The sequence below is a fragment of the Micromonospora sp. A202 genome (genome assembly GCF_006715105.1).
GTDB lineage: Bacteria > Actinomycetota > Actinomycetes > Mycobacteriales > Micromonosporaceae > Micromonospora > Micromonospora zamorensis.
Genome location: NZ_VFMP01000001.1, coordinates 3,567,007 through 3,589,050, shown reverse-complemented (window position 1 = coordinate 3,589,050; position 22,044 = coordinate 3,567,007). Strand labels below are relative to the sequence as shown.

17 protein-coding genes are annotated in these 22,044 nt (G+C 71.7%); 12 read left to right on the top strand and 5 right to left on the bottom strand.

Annotated features, from left to right (window positions below; translation table 11 throughout):
• Nucleotides 1-63 precede the first annotated feature (63 nt).
• From FBZ33_RS16765 to FBZ33_RS16750, 3 genes are all read left to right on the top strand, one after another.
• Nucleotides 64-639: a DinB family protein gene (locus FBZ33_RS16765; protein WP_141909781.1), complete on the top strand. Its 576-nt coding sequence runs from the start codon at nt 64-66 to the stop codon at nt 637-639.
• 883 nt (nt 640-1,522) lie between these two features.
• Nucleotides 1,523-2,779, top strand: coding sequence for an HNH endonuclease signature motif containing protein (locus tag FBZ33_RS16760; RefSeq protein ID WP_141909780.1), 1,257 nt, complete (start codon nt 1,523-1,525; stop codon nt 2,777-2,779).
• A 548-nt stretch (nt 2,780-3,327) separates the two neighbouring features.
• The gene (locus tag FBZ33_RS16750) at nt 3,328-4,908 is read left to right on the top strand and encodes a DHA2 family efflux MFS transporter permease subunit (protein ID WP_141909778.1); all 1,581 of its coding nucleotides are present in this window, start codon (nt 3,328-3,330) and stop codon (nt 4,906-4,908) included.
• Between the two features lie 60 nt (nt 4,909-4,968).
• Here the strand turns inward: FBZ33_RS16750 and FBZ33_RS16745 are convergent, their stop codons facing one another.
• The 4 genes from FBZ33_RS16745 to FBZ33_RS16730 form a co-directional block, all read right to left on the bottom strand.
• Nucleotides 4,969-5,430 carry a DUF5709 domain-containing protein gene (locus FBZ33_RS16745; RefSeq protein ID WP_099854338.1) on the bottom strand — a complete coding sequence of 154 codons (462 nt, stop codon included), beginning with the start codon at nt 5,428-5,430 and terminating at the stop codon, nt 4,969-4,971.
• A gap of 120 nt (nt 5,431-5,550) precedes the next feature.
• The gene (locus FBZ33_RS16740; RefSeq protein ID WP_141909777.1) at nt 5,551-6,435 is read right to left on the bottom strand and encodes an alpha/beta fold hydrolase; all 885 of its coding nucleotides are present in this window, start codon (nt 6,433-6,435) and stop codon (nt 5,551-5,553) included.
• Nucleotides 6,436-6,547: 112 nt separating this feature from the next.
• Nucleotides 6,548-7,471 (bottom strand): RNA polymerase sigma factor, encoded by a 924-nt coding sequence (locus FBZ33_RS16735; RefSeq protein ID WP_141909776.1) that lies wholly within the window; start codon nt 7,469-7,471, stop codon nt 6,548-6,550.
• A 94-nt stretch (nt 7,472-7,565) separates the two neighbouring features.
• The gene (locus FBZ33_RS16730) at nt 7,566-8,534 is read right to left on the bottom strand and encodes a YafY family protein (protein ID WP_141909775.1); all 969 of its coding nucleotides are present in this window, start codon (nt 8,532-8,534) and stop codon (nt 7,566-7,568) included.
• 62 nt (nt 8,535-8,596) lie between these two features.
• Here FBZ33_RS16730 and FBZ33_RS16725 point away from each other — a divergent pair, with 62 nt between their 5' ends.
• The 3 genes from FBZ33_RS16725 to FBZ33_RS16715 are packed head-to-tail and all read left to right on the top strand — an operon-like array spanning nt 8,597 to nt 11,677.
• Nucleotides 8,597-9,730 carry an epoxide hydrolase family protein gene (locus tag FBZ33_RS16725; protein WP_141909774.1) on the top strand — a complete coding sequence of 378 codons (1,134 nt, stop codon included), beginning with the start codon at nt 8,597-8,599 and terminating at the stop codon, nt 9,728-9,730.
• Nucleotides 9,727-10,896, top strand: a complete 1,170-nt coding sequence (locus FBZ33_RS16720; RefSeq protein ID WP_141909773.1) for a winged helix DNA-binding domain-containing protein — start codon at nt 9,727-9,729, stop codon at nt 10,894-10,896. Before FBZ33_RS16725 ends, FBZ33_RS16720 begins: the two co-directional genes overlap by 4 nt.
• 37 nt (nt 10,897-10,933) lie before the next feature.
• Nucleotides 10,934-11,677, top strand: a complete 744-nt coding sequence (locus FBZ33_RS16715; protein ID WP_141909772.1) for a YqjF family protein — start codon at nt 10,934-10,936, stop codon at nt 11,675-11,677.
• Between the two features lie 22 nt (nt 11,678-11,699).
• Here FBZ33_RS16715 and FBZ33_RS16710 read toward each other — a convergent pair whose 3' ends face one another.
• A complete protein-coding gene (locus tag FBZ33_RS16710) occupies nt 11,700-12,677 on the bottom strand; it encodes an aldo/keto reductase (protein ID WP_141909771.1) in 978 nt (325 codons plus the stop codon).
• A gap of 163 nt (nt 12,678-12,840) precedes the next feature.
• On the opposite strand from FBZ33_RS16710, the gene FBZ33_RS16705 reads away from it, so the two are divergent.
• From FBZ33_RS16705 to FBZ33_RS16680, 6 genes are all read left to right on the top strand, one after another.
• Nucleotides 12,841-14,190, top strand: a complete 1,350-nt coding sequence (locus FBZ33_RS16705) for a cellulase family glycosylhydrolase (protein WP_141909770.1) — start codon at nt 12,841-12,843, stop codon at nt 14,188-14,190.
• 233 nt (nt 14,191-14,423) lie between these two features.
• Entirely contained in the window at nt 14,424-17,093 is a 2,670-nt protein-coding gene (locus tag FBZ33_RS16700; protein ID WP_221629473.1) for a carboxylate--amine ligase/circularly permuted type 2 ATP-grasp protein, read from the top strand.
• Between the two features lie 99 nt (nt 17,094-17,192).
• Nucleotides 17,193-18,971, top strand: a complete 1,779-nt coding sequence (locus FBZ33_RS16695) for an N-acetylglutaminylglutamine amidotransferase (RefSeq protein ID WP_141909769.1) — start codon at nt 17,193-17,195, stop codon at nt 18,969-18,971.
• A complete protein-coding gene (locus FBZ33_RS16690; RefSeq protein WP_141909768.1) occupies nt 18,972-20,816 on the top strand; it encodes a prolyl oligopeptidase family serine peptidase in 1,845 nt (614 codons plus the stop codon).
• 17 nt (nt 20,817-20,833) lie between these two features.
• Nucleotides 20,834-21,412 carry a hypothetical protein gene (locus FBZ33_RS16685; protein ID WP_141909767.1) on the top strand — a complete coding sequence of 193 codons (579 nt, stop codon included), beginning with the start codon at nt 20,834-20,836 and terminating at the stop codon, nt 21,410-21,412.
• Between the two features lie 73 nt (nt 21,413-21,485).
• Nucleotides 21,486-22,040 carry a dihydrofolate reductase family protein gene (locus tag FBZ33_RS16680; RefSeq protein ID WP_141909766.1) on the top strand — a complete coding sequence of 185 codons (555 nt, stop codon included), beginning with the start codon at nt 21,486-21,488 and terminating at the stop codon, nt 22,038-22,040.
• Nucleotides 22,041-22,044: the final 4 nt, after the last annotated feature.

The window sequence follows — 22,044 nt, the reverse complement described above, 5'->3', positions numbered from 1 at the left end:
GGCATGAGGTCCGCGGATCGTCCGGGGCGGCGCGGGCACCCGACCGGATGCCATAGTGCCGCGATGAAGGCAGACCTGCACAGTTACTTGAGGGGCGGCCGCGACACGCTGCTGTGGAAACTCGACGGGCTCGGTGAATACGATATTCGGCGTCCGTTGACCCCCACCGGGACCAACCTGCTCGGTCTGGTGAAGCACGCGGCGGCCATGGAGATCCTCTACTTCGGCGTAGTGTTCGGCCGACCGTTCGACCAGGAGCTTTCGTACCTCGGCGACGGAGCGGAGGCCAATGCCGACATGTGGGCGACCGCGGATGAGACCCGCGAGGAGATCGTCGGGGTGTACCGTCGCGCGATCGCCCACGCCGACACCACCATCGAAGCCCTCGCGCTGGACGAGGTCGGCCGCGTGCCGTGGTGGGGTGACGCAGCGGTCACGTTGCACCACGTCCTGGTCCACGTCATCGCGGAAACACAACGGCACGCCGGCCACGCTGACATCGTGCGCGAACTCATCGACGGCGCGGCCGGGCTGCTGCCCAGCAACGACAACCTGCCCCCCGCCGACGAGTCGTGGTGGCTGGACCACCGCCAGCGAGTGGAGCAGGCTGCCCTCGACGCCAGCAAACGCAGCAGCTAGGTGTTTCAGAAGGGTTCGCTACCAGGGCTGCGGCGTCGCTTCGGCCGGCTAAGTGCCTGTTGACCTTCGTGAGAGGATCTGAGGCGTGACCTTCCACAGAAGGGGCCGTGCCTCGTAGGCAGCCTCAATCGCTTCGTAGCCCCGTACCGATCACGCGAAGCCCGTGGACCCGTTATCGGGATGTTCCTGGACTCTCCGGTCCCGGGAACGCTGCTGTCCGCCTGCTGGAGGGGCGGCGGTGGCTGCCGGGCATGGTGGCAGCCGCAGTCAGCGTATGGGGCGTGCATGCATACGGCGGGCAGCGTCGGTGGAGACCGTGGGAAGCGAAGTTCACCTGTTCCTGTTGTGGCGATGGCTGGGCGCGTCTGCGCTTGGAGGAGGCAGTCACCATGCTGCCCGGCCATGCCGCGCGAGAGCTCCGAGTCGTTGTCGACCGTCTGGATGACGCCCTGTTGAGACGTACTTATCACGACCCCCAAACGCCCGGGGATGATCCTTGGTGGCTCCGCCGCTGTTAAATTGTCCTCCACGTCGTTGCGATCAACGAATGGCTCCGATCCGAGCTATGAAACAGGACCTGGTTCTCTGCCGGTCGTGTCCTCTGCCGGTCGTGGCAGCCAGATGATGGCGGCGACGAGGACCGGGCTGGCCCGGTAGAGGGATGCGCGTTGGCGTAGCGGGCGGTCAGGCTCGCCACTGCAGGATCCCGTCGTTGGCCCGCGACCAGAGCCACGGATGGCATCCTCCACGGTCGGCACGGCCTACGGCGGCGGGGCCGTCGGCGCGGAGTCTCCGTTCCTCGGTGGGCTTGCCGCCTGGCCGGGCCTGCCGCGAATCGATCATGATGACTGGAACTGTCGTACACCTGTTCTAGTCTTGGGTCATGGTCGAGGAGTTGCCGCAGGCTGAGGACGCCATCGCTGCCTGCGCCGACACGGCCATCTGGGCACTGCCCGAGGGTGAGCTGATCGCCGCGCTCGACACCGCGTACCGCATCGAGCAGTGTCTCGCGGCGGTGAAGCTGGCCCTGATCCGTGAGCTCGACGGCCGAGGCACCGCCACCACGCAGGGTGCCTCATCCACCGCGGTCTGGCTCCGCGAACGGTTACGCCTCACCATCCCGGCCGCTCGCCGCCTCGTCGACCTCGCCGCCGTCCTGGACACCGGCAACCCTGGCGTACGCCTCGCACTGGCCGATGGCCACATCACCGTGGAGCAGGCCCGGGTCATCACCGACACGATCGACACCGTGCAGACCGCCGCCGGTCCCGAGGCCGCTGACACGGCCCTCGGAGTGCTCGTCGAGTGGGCCGGGCAATTCGACCCCACCCTGTTGCGCAAACTGAGCACCCGCATCCTCGACCACGTTGCACCCGACATCGCCGACGCCGCCACCAAAGCCGCCCTGGATGCCGAAGCCCGCCGTGCCACCCGCGCCCGCCACCTCACCCTCTCCACCCTCACCGACGGTCGTCTGCGACTCACCGGCATCCTCGACACCGAGACCTTCGGGCTGCTCCGCGCCGCCATCGACCCCCTGAGCGCACCGTCGGGCCCTGATGACCAGCGCTCTCCCGGGCAGCGCCGGCACGACGCCCTCAGCGATGTGTGCCGCCTCGCCCTGCGCACCGGCGAGCTGCCCGAGCACGGCGGCGATTGCGCCCAGGTCGTCGTCACCACCAGCTACGACGGGTTGAGCCGGCAACTGGGCAGCGGCACTCTCGACACCGGCCTGCACCTCACCCCCGAGGCCGTGCGCCGACTCGCCTGCGACGCAGGCATCCTTCCCGCCGTCCTCAGCGGATCCGGCCAGCCACTCGACATCGGTCGGCAACGCCGCCTCATCACCGGCCCCCTCCGGCGAGCCCTGGTCCTGCGGGACGGTGGCTGCGCCTTTCCGGGCTGCGATCGACCACCGCGCTGGTGCGACGCACACCACATCGAGCACTGGGCCGACGGCGGCCAGACCAGCCTCGCCAACGCCGTCCTGCTCTGCGGCCACCATCACCGGCACCTGCACCTGCACCACAGTGAGTGGACCGTGCGCCTGGCAGGCGACGGCCACCCCGAATTCGTCCCACCGGCCTGGCTCGACCCCGAACAACTACCCCGTCGCAACCACTACAACCGACGAACGTGAGCACCACGAGCAGCAACGACCACCCCGGTCAGCAGGCCGATCGAGTGGCCAGCACAGCGCCCTGATTCCGGCCGGCCACCGAGGCACGGGACCAGGATCCGCACGCTGGCTCGCCCTGACCCCGCCGTGCTCGTCGTGCCGGCCGTGCCCGCCGTGCCAGCCGTGCCGGCCGTGCTCGTCGTGCCGGCCGTGCTCGTCGTGCCCGCCGTGCCGCCCTCGCCGCGGTGCCGGTGGTGGACGCGCCGAACGAGACGATGGGGATCGCCTGGCCGCCGCAGCCGATCCCTGGCCCTCGCCGGGCTGATCCGATCGCTGCCCGCCTGCTGGTGGTTCTGCTGGTTGGTCGCCACCCCGACGAGTGGCTGTAAATGGACGGCCGTTCGGATAGGCGGCCCGGCGGTCACGAAAACCGGCGGCGAATCGTCACAACCGACAGTTAGTCTGCCTGCGCGCGTCGTCGTCCTGGCACGTCGCGCCCCGCGCCTGGTCGGCGCGGCATCGCCGCCACCGCCCACCATTGGCCGGCTCAATCGACTTCAGGAGAGTCAGTGACACAGCAATCCGTCGCGACAGCGGACAAACTCGACGCCGCGGTGCTCAAGGTGGCGGGCGTCGTCGTTCTTGGCGCGATCATGTCGATCCTCGACGTGACGGTGGTCAGCGTGGCGCTGCCCACCTTCCAGAGCGAGTTCGACGCGTCGTACGCCCGCGTCGCGTGGACGATGACCGCCTACACCCTGGCCCTGGCCACCGTGATCCCGCTCAGCGGTTGGGCGGCCGACCGGTTCGGCACCAAACGCCTCTACATGGTGGCGTTGGCCCTGTTCACCATCGGCTCGGGGCTCTGCGCGACGGCCGACACGATCGGCGAGCTGATCGGCTACCGCGTGCTCCAGGGCCTCGGCGGCGGCATGCTCATGCCGCTGGGCATGACCATCATGACCCGCGCGGCGGGGCCGCACCGGATCGGCCGACTGATGGCCGTCCTCGGCATCCCGATGCTGCTCGGGCCGATCGGTGGCCCGATCCTCGGCGGCTGGTTGATCGACACCGCGAGCTGGCACTGGATCTTCCTGATCAACCTGCCGATCGGTGTGGTCGCACTGATCTACGCGCAGATGGCGCTGCCGAAGGATGCCCCCGAGCCGTCCGAGTCGTTCGACTTCGTCGGCATGCTCATGCTCTCGCCGGGCCTGGCGCTCTTCCTCTACGGCGTCTCGTCGCTGCCGGAGGCGGGCACCTTCACTGAGGCCAAGGTGTGGGCCCCGATGCTCGTCGGTGGCGTGCTGGTGGTGGCGTTCGTGCTCTACTCGTTCAAGCCCCGGCACCCGCTGCTCGACCTGCGGCTGTTCCGCAACCGCAGCCTGACCATCGCGTCGCTGACGCTGTTCGTGTTCATCATCGCGTTCATGGGCGCCGGCCTGCTGTTCCCGAGCTACTTCCTGCAGGTGCGCGGCGAGACGACGCTGGCGGCCGGTCTGCTGATGGCCCCGCAGGGCCTCGGCGCGATGATCACCATGCCGATCGCCGGCACGTTGGCCGACCGGGTGCCGATCGGGCGCACCGTCCCGTTCGCGCTGGGGCTGATCGTCGTCGGGTTCTTCAGCTTCACCCAGGTCGACCCGCAGACCTCGTACTGGCTGCTCGGCGGGTCGCTGTTCGTGATGGGCCTGGGCATGGGCGGCACGATGATGCCGATCATGACGTCGGCGTTGCGGACGTTGCAGGCCCAGGAGGTGGCACGCGGCTCCACGCTGGTCAACATCCTCCAGCAGATCGGCGGGTCGGTCGGCGCCGCCGTGATGTCGGTGATCCTCACCAACGAGCTGAACGGCTCCCGGCCCATCCCCGGCCTGGTGGACGAGAGCGGCAAGCCGGTCACCGAGGCCGGGCTGGCAATCGCCTCCCAGCAGCGGCCGGAGCTGCTCCAGCAGATGCCGGTGGACCCGTCCATCATCGAACGCGGGCTCGACTTCGCCGCCAAGTCGTTCGCCACCACGTTCTGGGTAGCGTTCGCGCTGGTCGTGCTCACGTTCATCCCGGCGGCCCTGCTGCCGCGCCGACGTCAGCCGGCGCAGCTCGACGACCCGCAGGGCGAGCTGGTCAAGACGCCCGTCGTCATCCACTGAGCAACCGGCCCGCCGCGCTCACCATCCACGGATGGTGAGCGCGGCGCTGTCGGGCGGTCGTCAGCGCAGCGGGCCGTCGCCGGGGCCGTCCGGGTCCTCGACCACGTGGATCGCGGCCTCCTCGGCGCTGGCGGCACCCGCGTCGATACCGGCGTCCCACGCCACCGACTCGGCCTCGTCGTCCTCACGGACGCCCTCGTCGTACGCGACGAGACGGCCGGCGCGCGCCTCGGCCTCGTAGCCCCGGCGGGTCAGCTCGTCCTCGTCGTCGCCGCCCTCGGCGTACGGGTCGACATCCGGCACCTCCTGGGCGAGGTACTGCTCCAGGGACTCGCCAGCCCGCTCCTCGGCCGGCGTGGTGCCGAACCGGTTCGCCGCCGTCCAGTGGTCCTCGGCGACGATGCCGGTGTCGAGGGGGTCACCGACGCGGTCGTCGTCCAGGGTGTCCGAGGCGTCCAGGACCCCGTCGTCCTCGGCCACGTTCCACTCGTCGACGGAATCCATCCGTTCGGTCTGGCTCACGGCGGTCTCCTCTGCGTCACGGTGCACCAAAGTGCCCAGCCTATGACCGTCCAACGCCGGCGCAGCCCGAGGCCTGCCCCCTGTGACGAACGGACCTCGGGCTGCGACACCGGTGCCGGGTCAGCGGCTCAGCAGCCCCACCACGGCCTCGGTGAACTCCGTCGGCTGCTCGATGTGCCCGAAGTGCCCGCTGTGCTCCAGCACGACCAGCCGTGCGTCCTTGAGGCCCGCGTGCGCCTGCTCGGCCCAACGGGGACCGCAGATGAAGTCGTACGCCCCCGCGATCACCACGACGGGCACGGTGATCTCGCCGAGGTTGTCCCGTACGTCGAAGGGCGTGGGGTCCTGCGCGCCGGCCGGCGCCGACCAGATGCGTACGGCGGCTTGGAACGGGACGAACTCGTCCTGTCGGCCCCAGAAGTCCGCGAAGTACACCGGGAGGGCGGCACGCAGGGCGGCCCCCAACGATTCGTCGTCCGTCGCCGCGCTGATCTGCCCGAAGGCGGCCGGAACCGCCGCGGCCTCCGGCCGGTCCGGGTGCCGCTGCGGGTACGCGGCCAGACCGGCCATCGCCTCGGCCCAGAACTCGGCGCCGGTGACGGGTGAGGTGTCGTACAGGGCGAGTCCGGCGACCCGGTCCGGGTGCGCGAGGGCGTAGCGCTGGACGACGAAACCGCCGTGGGAGTGCCCGAGGAGGTGGACCCGGGGTGTGTCGAGGTGCTCGACGACGGCGTGCAGGAACCGGACGTACGTGTCGAGACGGTAGTCGGCGGCATCGTCGAGGCGCCCGGAGGCGCCGGTGCCGACCGGCTCGACGTACACCATCGTGAAGTGCTCCTCCAGGCTCGGCGCCCGCAGGTAGGCCCACTCGATGCCGGGCCCGCCGGAGTGCGCCACACAGACCGGGCCGGTGCCGGCGACGTGGTAGACCTGCCGAACGCCGTCGACGGTGAAGGTGTGGGCGCCCGGTGCGAGGGCGCTGACGTCGTGGCTGGTGGAACCCATGAACTATCTCCCGTTCCGAGACCCGTGCGGCGAATGCCGCACGGCAACTGGCGCATGACGCGGACCAGATGCGCGGGCCGAAGGAAAAGTTCGCTCGGTCGGGGAAGTTTCTTCAGACCCCCGCCGGGACGGGGTGGAAGAGGGTGAGGCGGCGCACCCGACCCTCGCGCAGCACCTGCAACCACAGCGCCGCGGGTGGGCAGTGCTCCGGGTCGTCGGGCGGGCTGATCAGGTCGGTCTCCCAGATCAGCACGTCGCCGCTGGCGGCCACGTTGCGCAGCCGTTGGCGTACCCCTGCTGTCAGGTCTCGGTTCATGCCCTGGATCGCCAGGTCACGACCACCGCGCGGGCCGCCCGGCACGACCATCTCGGCGTCCGGCCACCAGCTCTCACGAACCACCCGGTCGAAGTCGCCGCCCATCGCCGTCGCGATCATGTCGCGACCCTCTCGCCACCGCGATTCGGTCGCCGCGGTGACGTCGGTGTGCGCCGCGGTCGCCGCCGCGCGGAGGCCGCCGGCGAGCGCGCGGCGGGCGTGGCTGAGGCGGCTGCGGACGGTGCCGACCGGCACGCCGCACACGGCCGCGATCTGCTCGTACGACGACGCGTCGCTGAAGTAGCGCAACAGGGTGACCAGCCGGTCCGGCTCGGACAACTGCCCGATGGCGTGCCACACCCAGTCGCGCATCGCGCCACGGTCCAGTGCCTCCTCGGGGGTGGGTGTGTCGGCGGGGCGGGCGAACCACTCCGGTTCGGCGACCGGGACGGCTCTGGGCCCGCGCACGGTCATCCGACTGTTGTTGCGGACGATGGCACGCAGCCACGCGCCGACGGCGGCGGGGTCGCGGACCTCGCCGATGCGACGCAGCGCCACCACCATGGCGTCCTGCACCGCGTCCTCGGCGTCCGGTCCGTAACCGAGGACGCTCAACGCGACGGCCCGCATCTCGGCCTCGTGCCGGGCCAGCAGCGCTCCGAGTGCCGCCGCGTCTCCCGCCTGCGCCAGCGCGACCAGTTCCGCGTCGCTCTGCGTCACGCCCAGTACCTCCCCGAAATGCCGATTTAGTACGCTTGTGCTCGACCAAGCGTACGGCGGGTCGGCGGGTCGATGCCCGGCTCGGGCGGCCGTCCTACGCTGTGGATGGGCTGGCGGCGCGGGTGGCCCGGACCCCGAGCTGCCGCAGGTGCGCGATCAACTCCGGCGGCTCGTGCACCTCCACGTCGCAACCGAGAGTCAGCAGGCGCCACGCCAGCCACTCCAGCGTGTCCGCGTTGCTGCGCAACCGGCAGGAGGTCGCGTCGATCGGCTCCAGATCGACGCCGGCGCCGCCGAGCGGGCCCGCCATCCGCTCGACCGGCGCGTACAGCGTCACCACCGCCCGGTAGACGGGCGTCAGCTCAAGCAGCTTCTCCGTCATGAACGAGGCGGCGTCCGACGCTGGCAGTTGCCGGGCGGCGACCCGGGTCCGGGTATTCCGCAGGTCGGTGATCCGGTCGACCCGGAAGATCCGCCAGTCGTCGCGGTCGTTGTCGTAGCCCACCAGATACCAGCGCCGACCCGCCGACACCAGCTTGTACGGCTCGACGAGCCGTACGGTGTCCACGCCGTCACGACGGCGGTAGGTGAACCGCAGTTGCTCCCGGTTGTTGACGGCGCCGGCCAGCGCGCTCAGGTGCGCCGGGTCGACCGTCGGTCCCGCCCAGGTGAGCAGCGGTTCGGTGGCCGCCCCGAGTGCGCTGACGCGGTGCCGCAGCCGGGACGGCAGCACCTGTTCGAGCTTTGTCAGCGCCCGTACCGAGGCCTCCTCGATACCGGCCACCGCGTGACCGGCGGCGGTGCGCAGACCGACAGCGATCGCCACCGCCTCGTCGTCGTCGAGCAACAGCGGAGGCATCGCCTTGCCGGCCACCAGGCGGTAACCGCCGATCGCCCCCATCGTCGCCTGCACCGGGTAGCCGAGGTCGCGCAGTCGCTCCACGTCGCGGCGGATGGTGCGCAGGCTGACGCCGAGTCGGGTGGCCAGTTCGCTGCCGGGCCACTCGCGCGGCGTCTGCAACAGCGACAGCAGGCCCAGCAGTCGGGCGGGGGTGTCGGACATGATCTCAGCATGCCAGCGATGTGTGCCAGAACCTGTCCTATATGGCCCGTAGCGTTTCCGGCATGACGCCATTTCGCATCGACATACCGCAGTCGGACCTGGACGACCTGAGTGACCGGCTCGCCCGCACCCGGTGGCCCCGCTCGTTGCCCGGCACCGGCTGGAGCCGCGGGGTGCCGGTGGACTACCTCCGCGAGCTGACCGAACACTGGGCGAGCGGTTACGACTGGCGGGCGCACGAGGCTCGGCTCAACGACCTGCCCCAGTTCGTCACCGAGATCGACGGCTTGGACGTGCACCTGCTGCACGTCCGCTCGCCGGAGCCGGACGCGCTGCCGTTGCTGCTGACGCACGGCTGGCCGAACTCCGTGGTCGAGTTCACCGAGCTGATCGGCCCGCTGACCGACCCGCGCGCCCACGGCGCGGACCCCACGCAGGCGTTTCACCTCGTGGTGCCGTCGGTGCCCGGCTACGGCTTCTCGCAGGCGCCGCCGGCCGGGTTCACGATCGACCGGCTCGCCCGGATGTGGGCCGAGCTGATGGCCAACCTCGGCTACCACCGCTACGGCACCCAGGGCGGCGACCTCGGTGCGTACGTCGCCCCGCGGGTGGCGGCGGTGGCGCCGGAGCGGGTGGTCGGCGTACACATCGACGGTGGGTTCGGCTTTCCGACCGCCGCCGACGTGCCGGAGATGAGCGCGGCGGAACGCGCCGAGTGGGAGCAGATGCAGCAGTGGATGAGCGGTGGCGTGGACCATCACGCCCTGCTGCGAGCGGCGCCGCAGACGTTCTCGTACGCCTGGAACGACTCGCCGGTCGGGCTGCTGGCCTGGATGATGCAGAAGTTCAAGGAGTTCACCATGACGGTGCCTACGCCGGAGCAGGCCATCGACCGGGACCACCTGCTCACCAACGTGAGCCTCTACTGGTTCACCGGCACGTCGGGAACGTCGTCGTGGCCCATGTACGAGCGACTCACCGTCGCCGACGATGGCGGATTCGCCTGGCCCACCGGCCAGCGGCGGGTGCCGTCCGGTGTGTACGGCGGCGGGTCCGCGCTGATGCGCCGCCTCGCCGAGCGGGACAACACCATCGTCCACTGGCCGCAGGGCAACCCGGGCAGCCACTTCGTGGCCATGGACGAGCCGCTGGCGCACGCGGCGGACATCCGCGCGTTCTTCAAGGGCCTGCGATGACCGACCTGAGCTGGGCGCAGGTGTCCGCCCGACGCCTACGGCGGCACCGGCTCGGCACACCGGTGGTGCATGCGGCACCGGAGGCGGCACCGGACGCCGCACGCGTCGCCGACGTGGTGTCGACGATCTGCGGCGCGCACGCCCAGATCGCATCCGCCGCCGAGCTGTCCATCGGGCTGCGGGTGCCGGGCGCGACCCGCGCCCTGGTGCGCCGGGCTCTGTGGACGGACCGCACGCTGGTCAAGACCCGTGGGCCGCGCGGCACCGTGCACCTGCTCGCCGCAGCGGACCTGCCGATGTGGGTCGGCGCGCTGACAGCGTTGCCGACCCCCTCGTGGGAGCGCAGTGCGGTCCTGCTGACACCCCGGCAGACCGAGCAGGTCCTCGCGGCCATCGCCGAGGCGGTTGCCGAAGCCGACCTGACCACCGTCGAGCTGACCGAGGAGATCGTCGCCCGCACCGGCCCGTGGGCGGGTGACCTGGTCATGGAGGCGTTCCAGGACAAATGGCCCCGGTGGATCGCCGCGATGACCGCCGCCACCCGAGGCGGAGTGATCTGTTTCGGCCCGAATCGCGGTCGGGTCAGCACGTACACCAGCCCGGCCCGGTGGCTGCCCGACTTCGCGCCTATGCCCGGTCCCGCCGCCCTGGCCGCACTCGTCCGCAGTTACCTGCACGCGTACGGGCCGGCCACCCCGGCGCAGTTCGCCCGGTGGATGGCGGTGCCCCCGGGGTGGGCGACGTCGCTGTTCGACTCGCTCGACCTTGCCGAGGTGACAGTGGAGGGCACCCGGGCCTGGGTGGCCGCCGACGACATCGGGTTCCCCGACGACCGGCCGTCCGGGCTGCGACTGCTGCCCTACTTCGACGCGTACGCGGTCGGCTGCCACCCCCGCGAACGGCTCTTCCCCGGTGCCGCCGCCGAGCGTGCGCTCGCCGGTGGCCAGGCCGGCAACTATCCGGTGCTGCTGGTGGACGGTGTGGTCGCCGGGGTGTGGCATCAACGCCGCTCCGGCCGCTCGATCCGCGTCACTGTCGAGCCGTTGCGGACGCTCGACGCCGCCCAGCAGCGGGAGCTGGCGGAGGAGGTCGAACGCATCGGCGAGATCCTGGAGGGCAAGGCGTCGCTGACCATCGGCACCGTCAGTGTCGGTCCGCACGCCTGAGACCACGCCGGCCCACCGCGTGGGCGAGGATGAGAGCGTGCACCCCGAACCGGTCGACCACTCGCCCCGGCAGTCGTTCCCCTGGGCCGTCCTGGGCCAGCGCTGGGAGGACCTCACCTTCCTGCACTGGGCCGTCGACCCCGCGCTCGTCGCACCGCTGCTGCCAGCCGGAACCCGTCCGGACACGCTGGACGGCGTCAGCCACGTCGGGCTGATCGGCTTCCGGATGGTCGGGCTGGGCTTCGGGCGGGGCCCCGGTGTGCCGTACTTCGGCACTTTCTGGGAGACCAACGTCCGGCTCTACTCGGTCGACGACCTCGGCCGGCGGGCCGTCGTGTTCCGATCGCTCGACGCGTCCCGCCTGGTGCCGGTGCTGGTGGCGCAGGCGACGCTGCGGCTGCCGTACCTCTGGTCGTCGATGCGGATTGACCGCGACGGCGACCGCCTCACCTACCGGTGCCGGCGACGCTGGCCCGGCCCGGCGGGCACGACGAGTCGGATGGTGGTGCGGGTGGGGGAGCAGGTCAGCGATCCGACGCCCCTTGAGCATTTCGTCACCGCCCGCTGGGGGCTGCACACCCGGGCGTACGGGCGCACGCTGCACCTGCCGAACTGGCACCCACGCTGGCCGCTGCACCGGGCCGAGTTGCTGCACCTCGACGACGAGCTGATTGCCGCCGCCGGGCTGCCGGCACCGGTCGGCCCGCCGGTCAGCGTGCTCTACTCGCCCGGTGTCGGGGTCAGGTTCGGCCCGCCCGTGGCGGTCCGGCGGCCCGGCTGAGTGGAGCCGGGCCGCCGGGCTGTCAGTAGCGACCGCCCTCGGGTGCGGGCAGGGCGTCCAGGTCGGCCAGGTCCTCGGCGCCGAGCCGGACATCGCCGGCGGCGCAGTTGTCCGCCAGGTACTTCGGGGTCTTGGTCCCGGGGATCGGAATGACCTGATCACCCTGGGCGACCACCCAGGCGAGCGCGACCTGCGCGGACGTGACGCCGGCCCGGTCCGCGATCTCCCGGACCCGGGCGACGATGGCGAGGTTGGCGCGCAGCGCGTCCTGCTGGAAACGCGGCAGGCCACGGCGGAAGTCGTCGGCGGGCAGGTCGTCGAACGAGGTGAACCGGCCGGCGAGGAAACCGCGACCGAGCGGGGAGAACGGCAGGAAGGCGATGGCCTGCTCGGCGCAGTACGGCAGCACCTCAGCCAGCGGGTCGCGGGTCCACAGCGACAACTCGGACTGCACCGACGCCACCGGGTGCACCGCCTGGGCTCGCTTGATCTGGGCCACCGTCACCTCGGACAGTCCGATCTGCCGCGCCTTTCCCGCGGCCACGACCTCCGCCATCGCGCCCCAGGAGTCCTCGATGGGCACCTCCGGGTCGACGCGGTGCAACTGGTAGAGGTCGACGTGGTCGGTGCCGAGCCGGCGCAGGCTGTCGTCGATCGCCGCGCGGATGTGCTCCGGACGGCCGTTGTTGCCGATCTTCGGCGAGTTGCCGGGACCGCCGGTGGGGGAGGTCGCCACCAGGCCGACCTTCGTCGCCAGGACGGCACGCTCCCGGTGGCCACCGACCAGCGCCCGCCCGACCAGTTCCTCGTTGGTGTACGGCCCGTACACGTCGGACGTGTCGATCAGGGTGGCGCCCAGGTCGAGAGCCTGGTGGATGACCGAGATCGAGGTGTCGTCGTCGCGGGGGCCGCTGATGTCGTATCCGTGGCTCATGCCCATGCACCCGAGGCCGATGACGCCGACCTCGGGACCTGCGCTGCCCAGCGTGGTGGTTCGCATGCGCCCCACGCTACGACCAGCGCTGCCGGCCCGCACCCGCCCGGGGGTTCAGCGGCCTCGGGTCCTGGCGCCCCCGCCTTGCTTCCATTGGCACTGATCGATATTGTGCGCGAAGGCGCCGCCCCGCCTCAGACCACCACCGTCGATCCGAAGCGGGTTCCGCATGCGCGCACTGAGACTTGTCACGACCCTGGCCGTCGCCGGCCTGCTGGCCGGTGGGGTGGCCATGGCCGCCACCCCGGCCAGCGCGGCGACCGCCGTGTTCTCCGTGACGAACAACTGGGGCAACGGCTACCAGGGGCAGATCACCGTCACCAACGACACCTCCGCACAGATCACCAGCTGGCGGGTCGAGTTCGACCTGCCGTCCTCCTCGACCGTCAGCCAGTCGTGGAACGCGCAGCAGTCGACCTCCGGCAGCCGCTACGCCTTCACCAACGTGTCCTGGAACGGCACCCTCGCCGCGGGCGCCTCCACGTCGTTCGGTTTCCTCGTCAACGGCTCCGGCACTCCGGTCAACTGCACGGTGAACGGCGCGTCGTGCGCCGGCGGCCCACCCCCGACCACGCCGCCGCCCACGACGCCACCGCCCACGACCCCGCCACCGACCACCGGCACCCCGGTCGAGCGGTACGGGCAGCTGCGGGTCTGCGGCACGACGATGTGCGACAGGACCGGCGCACGGGTGCAGCTGCGCGGCATCAGCAGCATGTGGCTCAACTGGGAAACCGCCCCGTACGCCGAGAACCTCTCCGCGCTGACCTGGATGCGGGACAACTGGAACCTCCAGGTGATCCGCGCGGCGATGGGCGTGGAGCCGGCGGGCGCGTACCTCAGTGACCCGGCCAAGGCGCGTGCACAGGTGGAGACCATCATCAACAACGCGGTCACCGCCGGTGTGTACGTGATCGTCGACTGGCACGCCCACGAGGCGCAGAACAACCAGTCACAGGCGGTGGCGTTCTTCGGTGATCTGGCCCGCCGCTACGGTCACCTGCCCAACGTCATCTGGGAGCCCTACAACGAGCCGTTGCAGGTGAGCTGGACCAACGTCATCAAGCCGTACCACCAGGCGGTGGTCTCCGCGATCCGCGCCGCCGACCCGGACAACATCGTCGTGCTCGGCACCCCGACCTGGTCCCAGGACGTGGACGTCGCGGCGGCCAGCCCGGTCACCGGCACCAACCTGATGTACACGCTGCACTTCTACTCGTGCACGCACGGCGCGTCGCTGCGGACCAAGGGCGATGCGGCGATCCGCGCCGGCCTGGCGCTGTTCGTGACGGAGTGGGGCGCCAGCCACGCCGACGGCGGCCTGGACGGCCGATCCTGCCTGCCGGAGGCGCAGTCCTGGATCGACTGGATGAAGACCAACGGCATCTCCTGGACCGCGTGGAAGCTCGACGTCGGCACCGACACCACCAACCTGCTCAGCCCGGGAGCGCCGGTCACCGGCGGGTGGAACAACTACCTGCACGGCCACGCGCCGTTCGTGGTCACCAACATGAGGTGATCCCGGCCGCTCCCAGGCCGTGATCGACACGCGTTCACTGATGTCGGGGTATCCGGATCGACGGGATACCCCGACATCGCCATGCCCGTCGACCCGGCAGGAGCGTGCTGCGCGTCGCTGAGCAGCCCGGCCAGAACGGCGCGTCACCTTAACGCGCTGGAAACACCCCCGGTACCAACCCTGGGAACGCTCGTCGGACAGCCGAGACCACCGACACGCGAACCGGGGTGACCATGGCCGACAACACCACGAACGCGCCGACGTTCGACGGGTCGATGGGCCGGTCCGGCAACGGCCGGACGCTGCCCACGCCCCGCATCAACCCGGTCGCGTCGCTGGACGACGGTGACCCGGCGGACCTGGCCACGATCGGCGTGGAGGAGGAGTTCCACGTCGTCGACCTGCACACCCGCGAGCTGGTGCCCCGGGCCGGGGAACTGCTCGACCGGCTGCCGGCGACCTCGTTCACCGCGGAGCTGCACCGCAGCGTGGTGGAGACCAACACCGCGGTCTGTCGCACCCTCGACGAGATCCGCGACGAGCTGACCCGGCTGCGTCAACTCGCCGTCCGGGTCGCGGACCGGGCCGGGCTGGGCATCGTGGCGGCCGGTACGGTGCCGCTGCGCGCCGACGGGGACCCGAGCGTCACCCCCACCTCCCGCTACCGGCGGATGCTCGACGAATACCAGCTGCTCGCCCGGGAGCAGTTGATCTGCGGCGCGCAGGTGCACGTAGGGGTGTCCGACCGGGATCTCGCGGTGGCCGTCACCCGCCGGGTCCAGCCGTGGCTGCCGGTCCTGCTCGCCCTCTCCACCAGCTCGCCGTACTGGATGGGTCAGGACAGCGGTTACGCCAGCGTCCGGTCGCTGGTCTGGCAACGCTGGCCCACGGCGGGGGACCCGGGCGAGGTGACCAGCGCCGCGGACCACGAGGCTCTGGTCGCCGAGCTGATCTCCTCCGAGACCATCACCGACCCTGCCATGATCTATTTCGACGTCCGGCCGTCGGCCCATGTGCCCACAGTGGAGCTGCGGATCACCGACGCCAACTCCGACGTGGAGACCATCGTCCTGCTCACCGGCCTGTTCCGGGCGCTCGTCCGGCGGGAGGTCGCGGCGCTGCGAGCCGGGGTCGAGCGCACCGGCGTACGGCCACCGGTGCTGCGCGCCGCCGTGTGGCGGGCGGCCCGGTCCGGGCTGGAGGGTCACCTGCTCGACCTGCCCCGCTCGGCCCGGCCGGTGCCGGCCGCCGAGGCGGTTCGTCGCCTGATGACCGACCTGCGTCCGCAGTTGGAGACGACCGGTGACTGGGAGCAGGTCAGCGAGCTGACCCGGTACGCGCTGGAGCGTGGCAGCTCCGCCGCGCGGCAGCGGCGGGCGTACGAGCGGCGCGGCCGGTTGGCCGACGTGGTCGACCTGCTCCTCGACGAGACCCGGGGCCGGGTCCGGGGGCCACTGCCCGGAGTCTCGCCGCTGCCCGTCCTGCCCACGTACACCGACTCGTCCGACGAGGTCTTCGGGCCCGGCGGGCCGGAGCCCGCGTACCGTCCATTGCTGGCCGCCCTACGCGGCCTCGGCGCCGGCGGTCTGCGTCAACGGGAGAACGACCGGGACGAGGAGCAGCGGGCCCGCGGTGTGACGTTCAGCGTTGCCGGTGAGGCGAGCACCCGGCTCTTCCCCGTCGACCTGGTGCCGCGCGTCGTGCCCGCCGCCGACTGGCGGACCCTGCGCACCGGCCTGGTGCAGCGCGCCCGCGCCCTCGATGCGTTCCTGCGGGACGTCTACGCGGACCGGGCCGTGGTGGCCGACGGGGTGGTGCCGGCATGGGTGGTGGAATCCTCGCCCGGTCTGCGCCCGACCGGGGCGCTGATGGGCCGGCGGGGAACCCGCGCCCAGGTGTCCGGCACCGATCTCGTCCGGGACCCGGATGGCGGCTGGTACGTGCTGGAGGACAACCTGCGGGTGCCCTCCGGGATCGGCTATGCGGTGCAGAACCGCCGGTTGACACAGGCGGTGCTGCCGGAGCTGCCGGTGCCGGCCGATCTGCTGCCCGCCGACGAGACACCGGCGATGCTGTACCGGGCGCTGGTCGCCGCCGCGCCTGCGGCTGCCGACGATCCCGCCGTGGTGGTGCTCAGCAGCGGTCCCGGTGATCCCGCGTGGTTCGAGCACCGGCTGCTCGCCGACGAGATGGGCGTGCCCCTGACCGAGACCAACGACCTGCTGGTGGAGGACGGTCGGGTCCGGCTGGTCCGCGAGGGCTGCCGCCACGAGGTGGACGTGATCTACCTACGGATGGACGAGGATGCGCTGCTGCACGCGCCGGGCGCCGACGGGGTGCCGCTGGGCTGGCCGCTGCTCGCCGCGGTGCACGCCGGTCGGCTCACGTTGGCCAACGCGCTGGGCAACGGTGTGGGCGACGACAAGGCGCTGTACGCGTACGTGCCCCGGCTGATCGAGTACTACCTGGGCGAGAAGGCTCTGCTGGGGGACGTGCCCACGTACCTGTGCGGGCTGCCCGACCAGCGGGCCGAGGTGCTGGGCCGGCTCGACGAGTTGGTGCTCAAGCCGGTCGACGGGTACGGCGGCGACCGGGTGGTGATCGGCCCCCGGGCCGAGGCGGAGGAGCTGGACGCCGTCCGGGAGCAGATCCTCGCGGCCCCGCACCGGTGGATCGCCCAGGAGATGATCGCGTTGACCACCCACCCGGTATTCGACGGCACGGCTCTCGCTCCCCGTCACGTCGACCTGCGGGCCTTCGTGTTCCTCGGCGACACCGCCGAGGTCGCGCCGGTGGCGCTGACCCGGGTCGCGCCGGCCGGCAGCATGATCGTCAACTCGTCCCGAGGCGGCGGGTCCAAGGACACCTGGCTGCTCGGTGGAGACGAACGGCCGTCGGTGTAACCCACGCTTGACCCGCCCGTCATCGGGACGCAACCCGGTCCGCCAAACCTGGACCGGTCAGCGGCCCGAGCGGACCCGAGCCGAACAGAGGTGCGTGGCATGTGCGGTATCGGAGGCGAGTTCCGCTTCGACGGGACGCCACCGGACATGGCGGCCGTCGAGCGGATGCTCCCCGCCCTGGCCTCCCGTGGCCCGGACGGTGAGGGCCGGTGGCAGCAGGGGCCGGCGGCCCTGGTGCACCGACGGCTGCGCATCATCGACCTCTCCGACGCGGGCGCCCAGCCGATGGTCGACGACGAGCTGGGTCTGGCCGTCGTCTTCAACGGCTGCATCTACAACTACCGGGAGCTGCGCGACGAGCTGATCGCCGCCGGTTACTCCTTCCGGTCCACCTCGGACACCGAGGTGATCCTCAAGGCGTACCACCGGTGGGGGACGGCCTGCGTCGAACGGTTCTACGGGATGTTCGCGTTCGCCCTGGTGGAGATGGCCACGCACACCCTGGTGCTGGCCCGCGACCGGCTCGGCATCAAGCCGCTCTACCTGGCCGAGGGGCCGGGGCGGGTCCGCTTCGCCTCCACCCTGCCGGCGTTGCTGGCCGCCGGTGACGTGGACACCGACCTCGACCCGGTGGCGCTGCACCACTACATGAGCTTCCACTCGGTGGTGCCCCCGCCGCGCACGATCCTCGCCGGGGTGCGCAAGCTCCCACCGGCCACCGTGCGGGTGATCACCGCGGCCGGCCGGAGCACCGACACGCTGTACTGGCGGCCGGAGTTCACCCGGGCCGCGGCCGATCCGATGTCCGCCGACGAGTGGCAGGAACGGCTCATGGCGGCGTTGCGCACCGCCGTACGCCGACGGATGGTCGCCGACGTGCCGGTCGGCGTACTGCTCTCCGGCGGCCTCGACTCCAGCCTGATCGTCGCCCTGCTGGCCGAGCAGGGCCAGACCGGGCTGGCCACCTTCAGCATCGGCTTCGAGGCGGCGGCGGGGGAGAGCGGGGACGAGTTCCACTACTCCGATCTGGTGGCCCGTCACTTCGGCACCGACCACCACCAGATCCGCATCGGCGCGAGCCGGTTCGTCCCCGCCGTGCACGACGCCATCGCCGCGATGAGCGAGCCGATGGTCAGCCACGACTGCGTCGCGTTCCACCTGCTGTCCGAGGAGGTCTCGCAGCGGATCACCGTGGTCCAGTCCGGGCAGGGCGCCGACGAGATCCTGGCCGGCTACGACTGGTACCCGCCGATGGCCAACGTGGCCAGGGCGGACGCCGTCGAGGCGTACGCCCGGGTGTTCTTCGACCGTCGTCACGACGCGCTCGGCGGGCACCTGGCGCCGGAGTGGATGCTCGACCACGACGCGAGCCTGGAGTTCGTGGCCGCCCACTTCGCCGCACCGGGCGCGGACACCGCGCTGGACGCGGCCCTGCGGCAGGACAGCCTGGTGATGCTGGTCGACGACCCGGTCAAGCGGGTGGACAACATGACGATGGCCTGGGGGCTGGAAGCCCGGGTGCCGTTCCTCGACCACGAGGTCGTCGAGCTGGCCGCCGCCTGCCCACCGGGGATGAAGCTGGCGCAGGGCGGCAAGGGCGTGCTGAAGGCGGCGAGCCGCGGCATCGTCCCGGACGCGGTGATCGACCGGCCGAAGGGCTACTTTCCGGTGCCCGCCATCCGGCACCTCTCCGGCCCGCTGCTCGACGACGTGCGCGACGCGCTGACCGCCCGGCCGGCCCGCGAGCGGGGCCTGTTCCGCAAGGACTACCTGGAGGAGTTGCTGGACGCGCCCAATGCCCGGCGGACCACGCTGGGTTCCAACGCGCTCTGGCAGCTCGGGCTGCTGGAGCTCTGGTTGCAGCGGATCGGGGTTTAGATGAGCGTACGGACCGAGGTGCCGCGCACCGCCCGACGGGCCCGACCCGTCGGCCACCGGCCGGCACCGCCGCTGCCTCCCGGCGAGGACCACGCGCCCGCGCCGTCGCCCGACGGTCGCCGGGTGGCGTTCCTCTCCGACCGGGCCGGCGCGCCGGGCGTCTGGGTCCGCGACGTCGACGCCGCCGAGGCTGTCGCGCTGCCCACCGGCGACGACCCGGTGCTCGCGCTGAGCTGGTCCCCGGACGGGCAGTGGCTGGCCTGCGTCGTCGCCCCCGGCGGCGCTCCCCGCACCGAGCTGTGGGTGCTGCGCCCGGACGGGTCACGACGCCGCCAGGTCGCCGGGTTCGGCCGTCGCAACGCCGCGTTGGCCGGCTGGCTGCCCGAGGGTGCGGTCCTGATGGTCACCGAGACCGACGAGCACGCCCGGGCCGTCCTGGTCGACGCGGGCACCGGGCACCGGCGAGTGCTCGCCGAGGGTGACCTGCTCACGCTCCTGGACGTCACCCCGGACGTCGGCATCGCCCTGCTGCGGCGCGGCCCGCGCAACGCGCGCTGGCTGGAGGTGCTCGACGTGGCGACAGGCGTTCGACGGCGACTGTTCCCGGACACCGGCCAGGGCAGCACCGACCAGGGCTGGTTCGGCCCGGACGGGACCAGCGTGCTGGCCCGCACCGATGCGTTCTCGGAACTCGCCGCGCTGGTGCGGGTCGACCTGACCCGACCGGAGCAGCCGCCGACCCGGCTCGCCGGACGACCGGACGCCGAGCTGGAGCAGGCCGTGCCGAGCGCCGACGGGCGGCGGGTCGCGCTGCTGTGGAACACCTACGGTGGCCGCAGTGAGATGAGCCTGCTCGACCTCGCCAGCGGCGTGCAGCGGGTCGTGGTGGCACCGGGCGAGGTGCTCGACGACGCCGTCTTCGCCGCCGGCGGTGACCTGCTCTGCGTCACCGCGCAGGGGCCGGTGCAGCCTCGGGAGGTCTGGCTGGTGGACCCGACGAGCGGGGCGCTGCGCCCGCTGCGGCCGGACACCGGTGTGGCGCGTACGGGCGACGGCGGGGTCGCGCCACACCTCGTCGACCTGCGTGCCCGCGACGGGTTGCCGCTCTCCGGCTGGCTCTACCGCCCGGTCGGGCCGGGTCCCTGGCCGACCGCCATCAGTCTGCACGGGGGCCCGGAGGCGCAGGAACGTCCCTGCTACAACCCGTTGTTCCAGGCTCTCGTCGCGCAGGGCATCGCCGTGTTCGCGCCGAACGTGCGCGGCTCGTCCGGCTTCGGCCGGTCCTTCGTCGCGGCCGACAACCTCGCCGGCCGGTACGGCGCGATCGCCGACGTGGCGGCCTGCGCGGACTTCCTCGTCGACAGCGGCGTCGCCCGGCCCGGCCAGCTCGGCTGTCTGGGCCGTTCCTACGGTGGTTACCTGGTCCTCGCGGTGCTGGTGAACTTCCCCGGGCTGTTCGCCGCCGGGGTCGCCGAGTGCGGGATCTCCGACTTCCACACCTTCTACGCCGGCACCGAGCCGTGGATCGCCGCCGCCGCCGTCAGCAAGTACGGCGACCCGCAGCGCGACGCGGAACTGCTGCGTGACCTCTCGCCGATGACCCACCTCGACCGGCTCGACGTGCCGGTGATGCTCATCCACGGCGCCAACGACACCAACGTGCCGGCGGGCGAGTCGGCGCAGGTGGCGCAGGCACTCACCGCCCGGGACGTGCCGCACGGGCACCTGGTGCTCGCCGGCGAGGGGCACGACTTCCTGACGCGCGCCAACGCCGAGGCGGCGCGTACGGCCACCACCGCCTGGCTGACCCGGCACCTCGCCGCGGCCACGACCACCGTCGGCTGAGGCGTTATCCTGCGCCGGTGGAGGTCACGGCGGAGGGCGAGCGGTTGGCGTCCGACCTCGGTCGCGCTCTGGTGGATCTGACCTTCGTCGACCTGAGCGCCGACGAGGTCACCGCGCGGGTGATCGACTCGGTGGTGGGGTGGGCCGAGGCCCAGGGCTGGCGGGTCTATCGTCGCGCCCCCAGCGTGTTGCCGTTGCCGCCGCCGCTGGAGCAACGGCACTCGGTCCTGGACGTGGCGTGTGCCCGCCCGGACGGCCCGCCGGTCGTGGTGGAGGTCGACCACACCGACCGGGCCCGTACGGTGCAGAAGTTGCGCGCGGAGGCGGACGCCGGCCGGATTCCGATCTGGGTGCGGTGGGGTGTCGGGCGTTTCACCGCGCCGCCCTTGCCGGTGCGGATGGTGACCGTCGAGGTGACCCGGCGTGCCGGGCCGGCGGGGCAGGGACGCCTGCACAGCCGCACCGGTGACCGCCCCGCGCCGGCGCACTCGACCGGTGGCGGCACGGTGACCCCGCAGGCGCTGCCCATCCCGCTGACCGACCCGCTGTCGCAAGCGGCTCCGGGTGCGGCCGGGGACGCCGGTAAGGGCACCTGAAGCGAATCGTAAGTGGGCATTGGCAGAGTTCTGGGTGTCACCGGAGAGCACGACAAACACCCAGGAGATCCCGATGCGCAAGCTCATCAACTCGACCTACATCACCCTCGACGGCGTCATCGACAACCCGATGTGGACGTCGCCGTACTTCGACGAGGAGGCCGCCAGCCTCGCCGGGGCGCAGACCACCGAGGCCGACGCGATGCTGATGGGCCGGGCCACCTACGACGGCTTTTCCTCCGTCTGGCCGAACATGGATGAGAGCGACCCGACCACGGGCGCCGCGTACTTCAACAACGTCAAGAAGTACGTCGCCTCGACCACCCTGACCGACCCCACCTGGAACAACACGGAGGTGCTCCAGGGCGATCTGGTCGAGGCGGTCACCGCGCTCAAGGCCCAGCCGGGCAGGAACATCATCCAGTACGGCTTCGGCTCGGTCACCGCCCAGCTGATCCGGGCGGGCCTGGTGGACGAGGTCCGGTTCTGGATCCACCCGGTGCTGGAGGGCGGCGCCAACCTGACGGTGCCGCTGACCGACTTCAAGGCCTCGTTCGACCTGGTCGACACCCGGGTGCACAAGAGCGGCGTGATCGTCGCCTCGTACGCGCCGAAGACGCCGGCCTGACCAG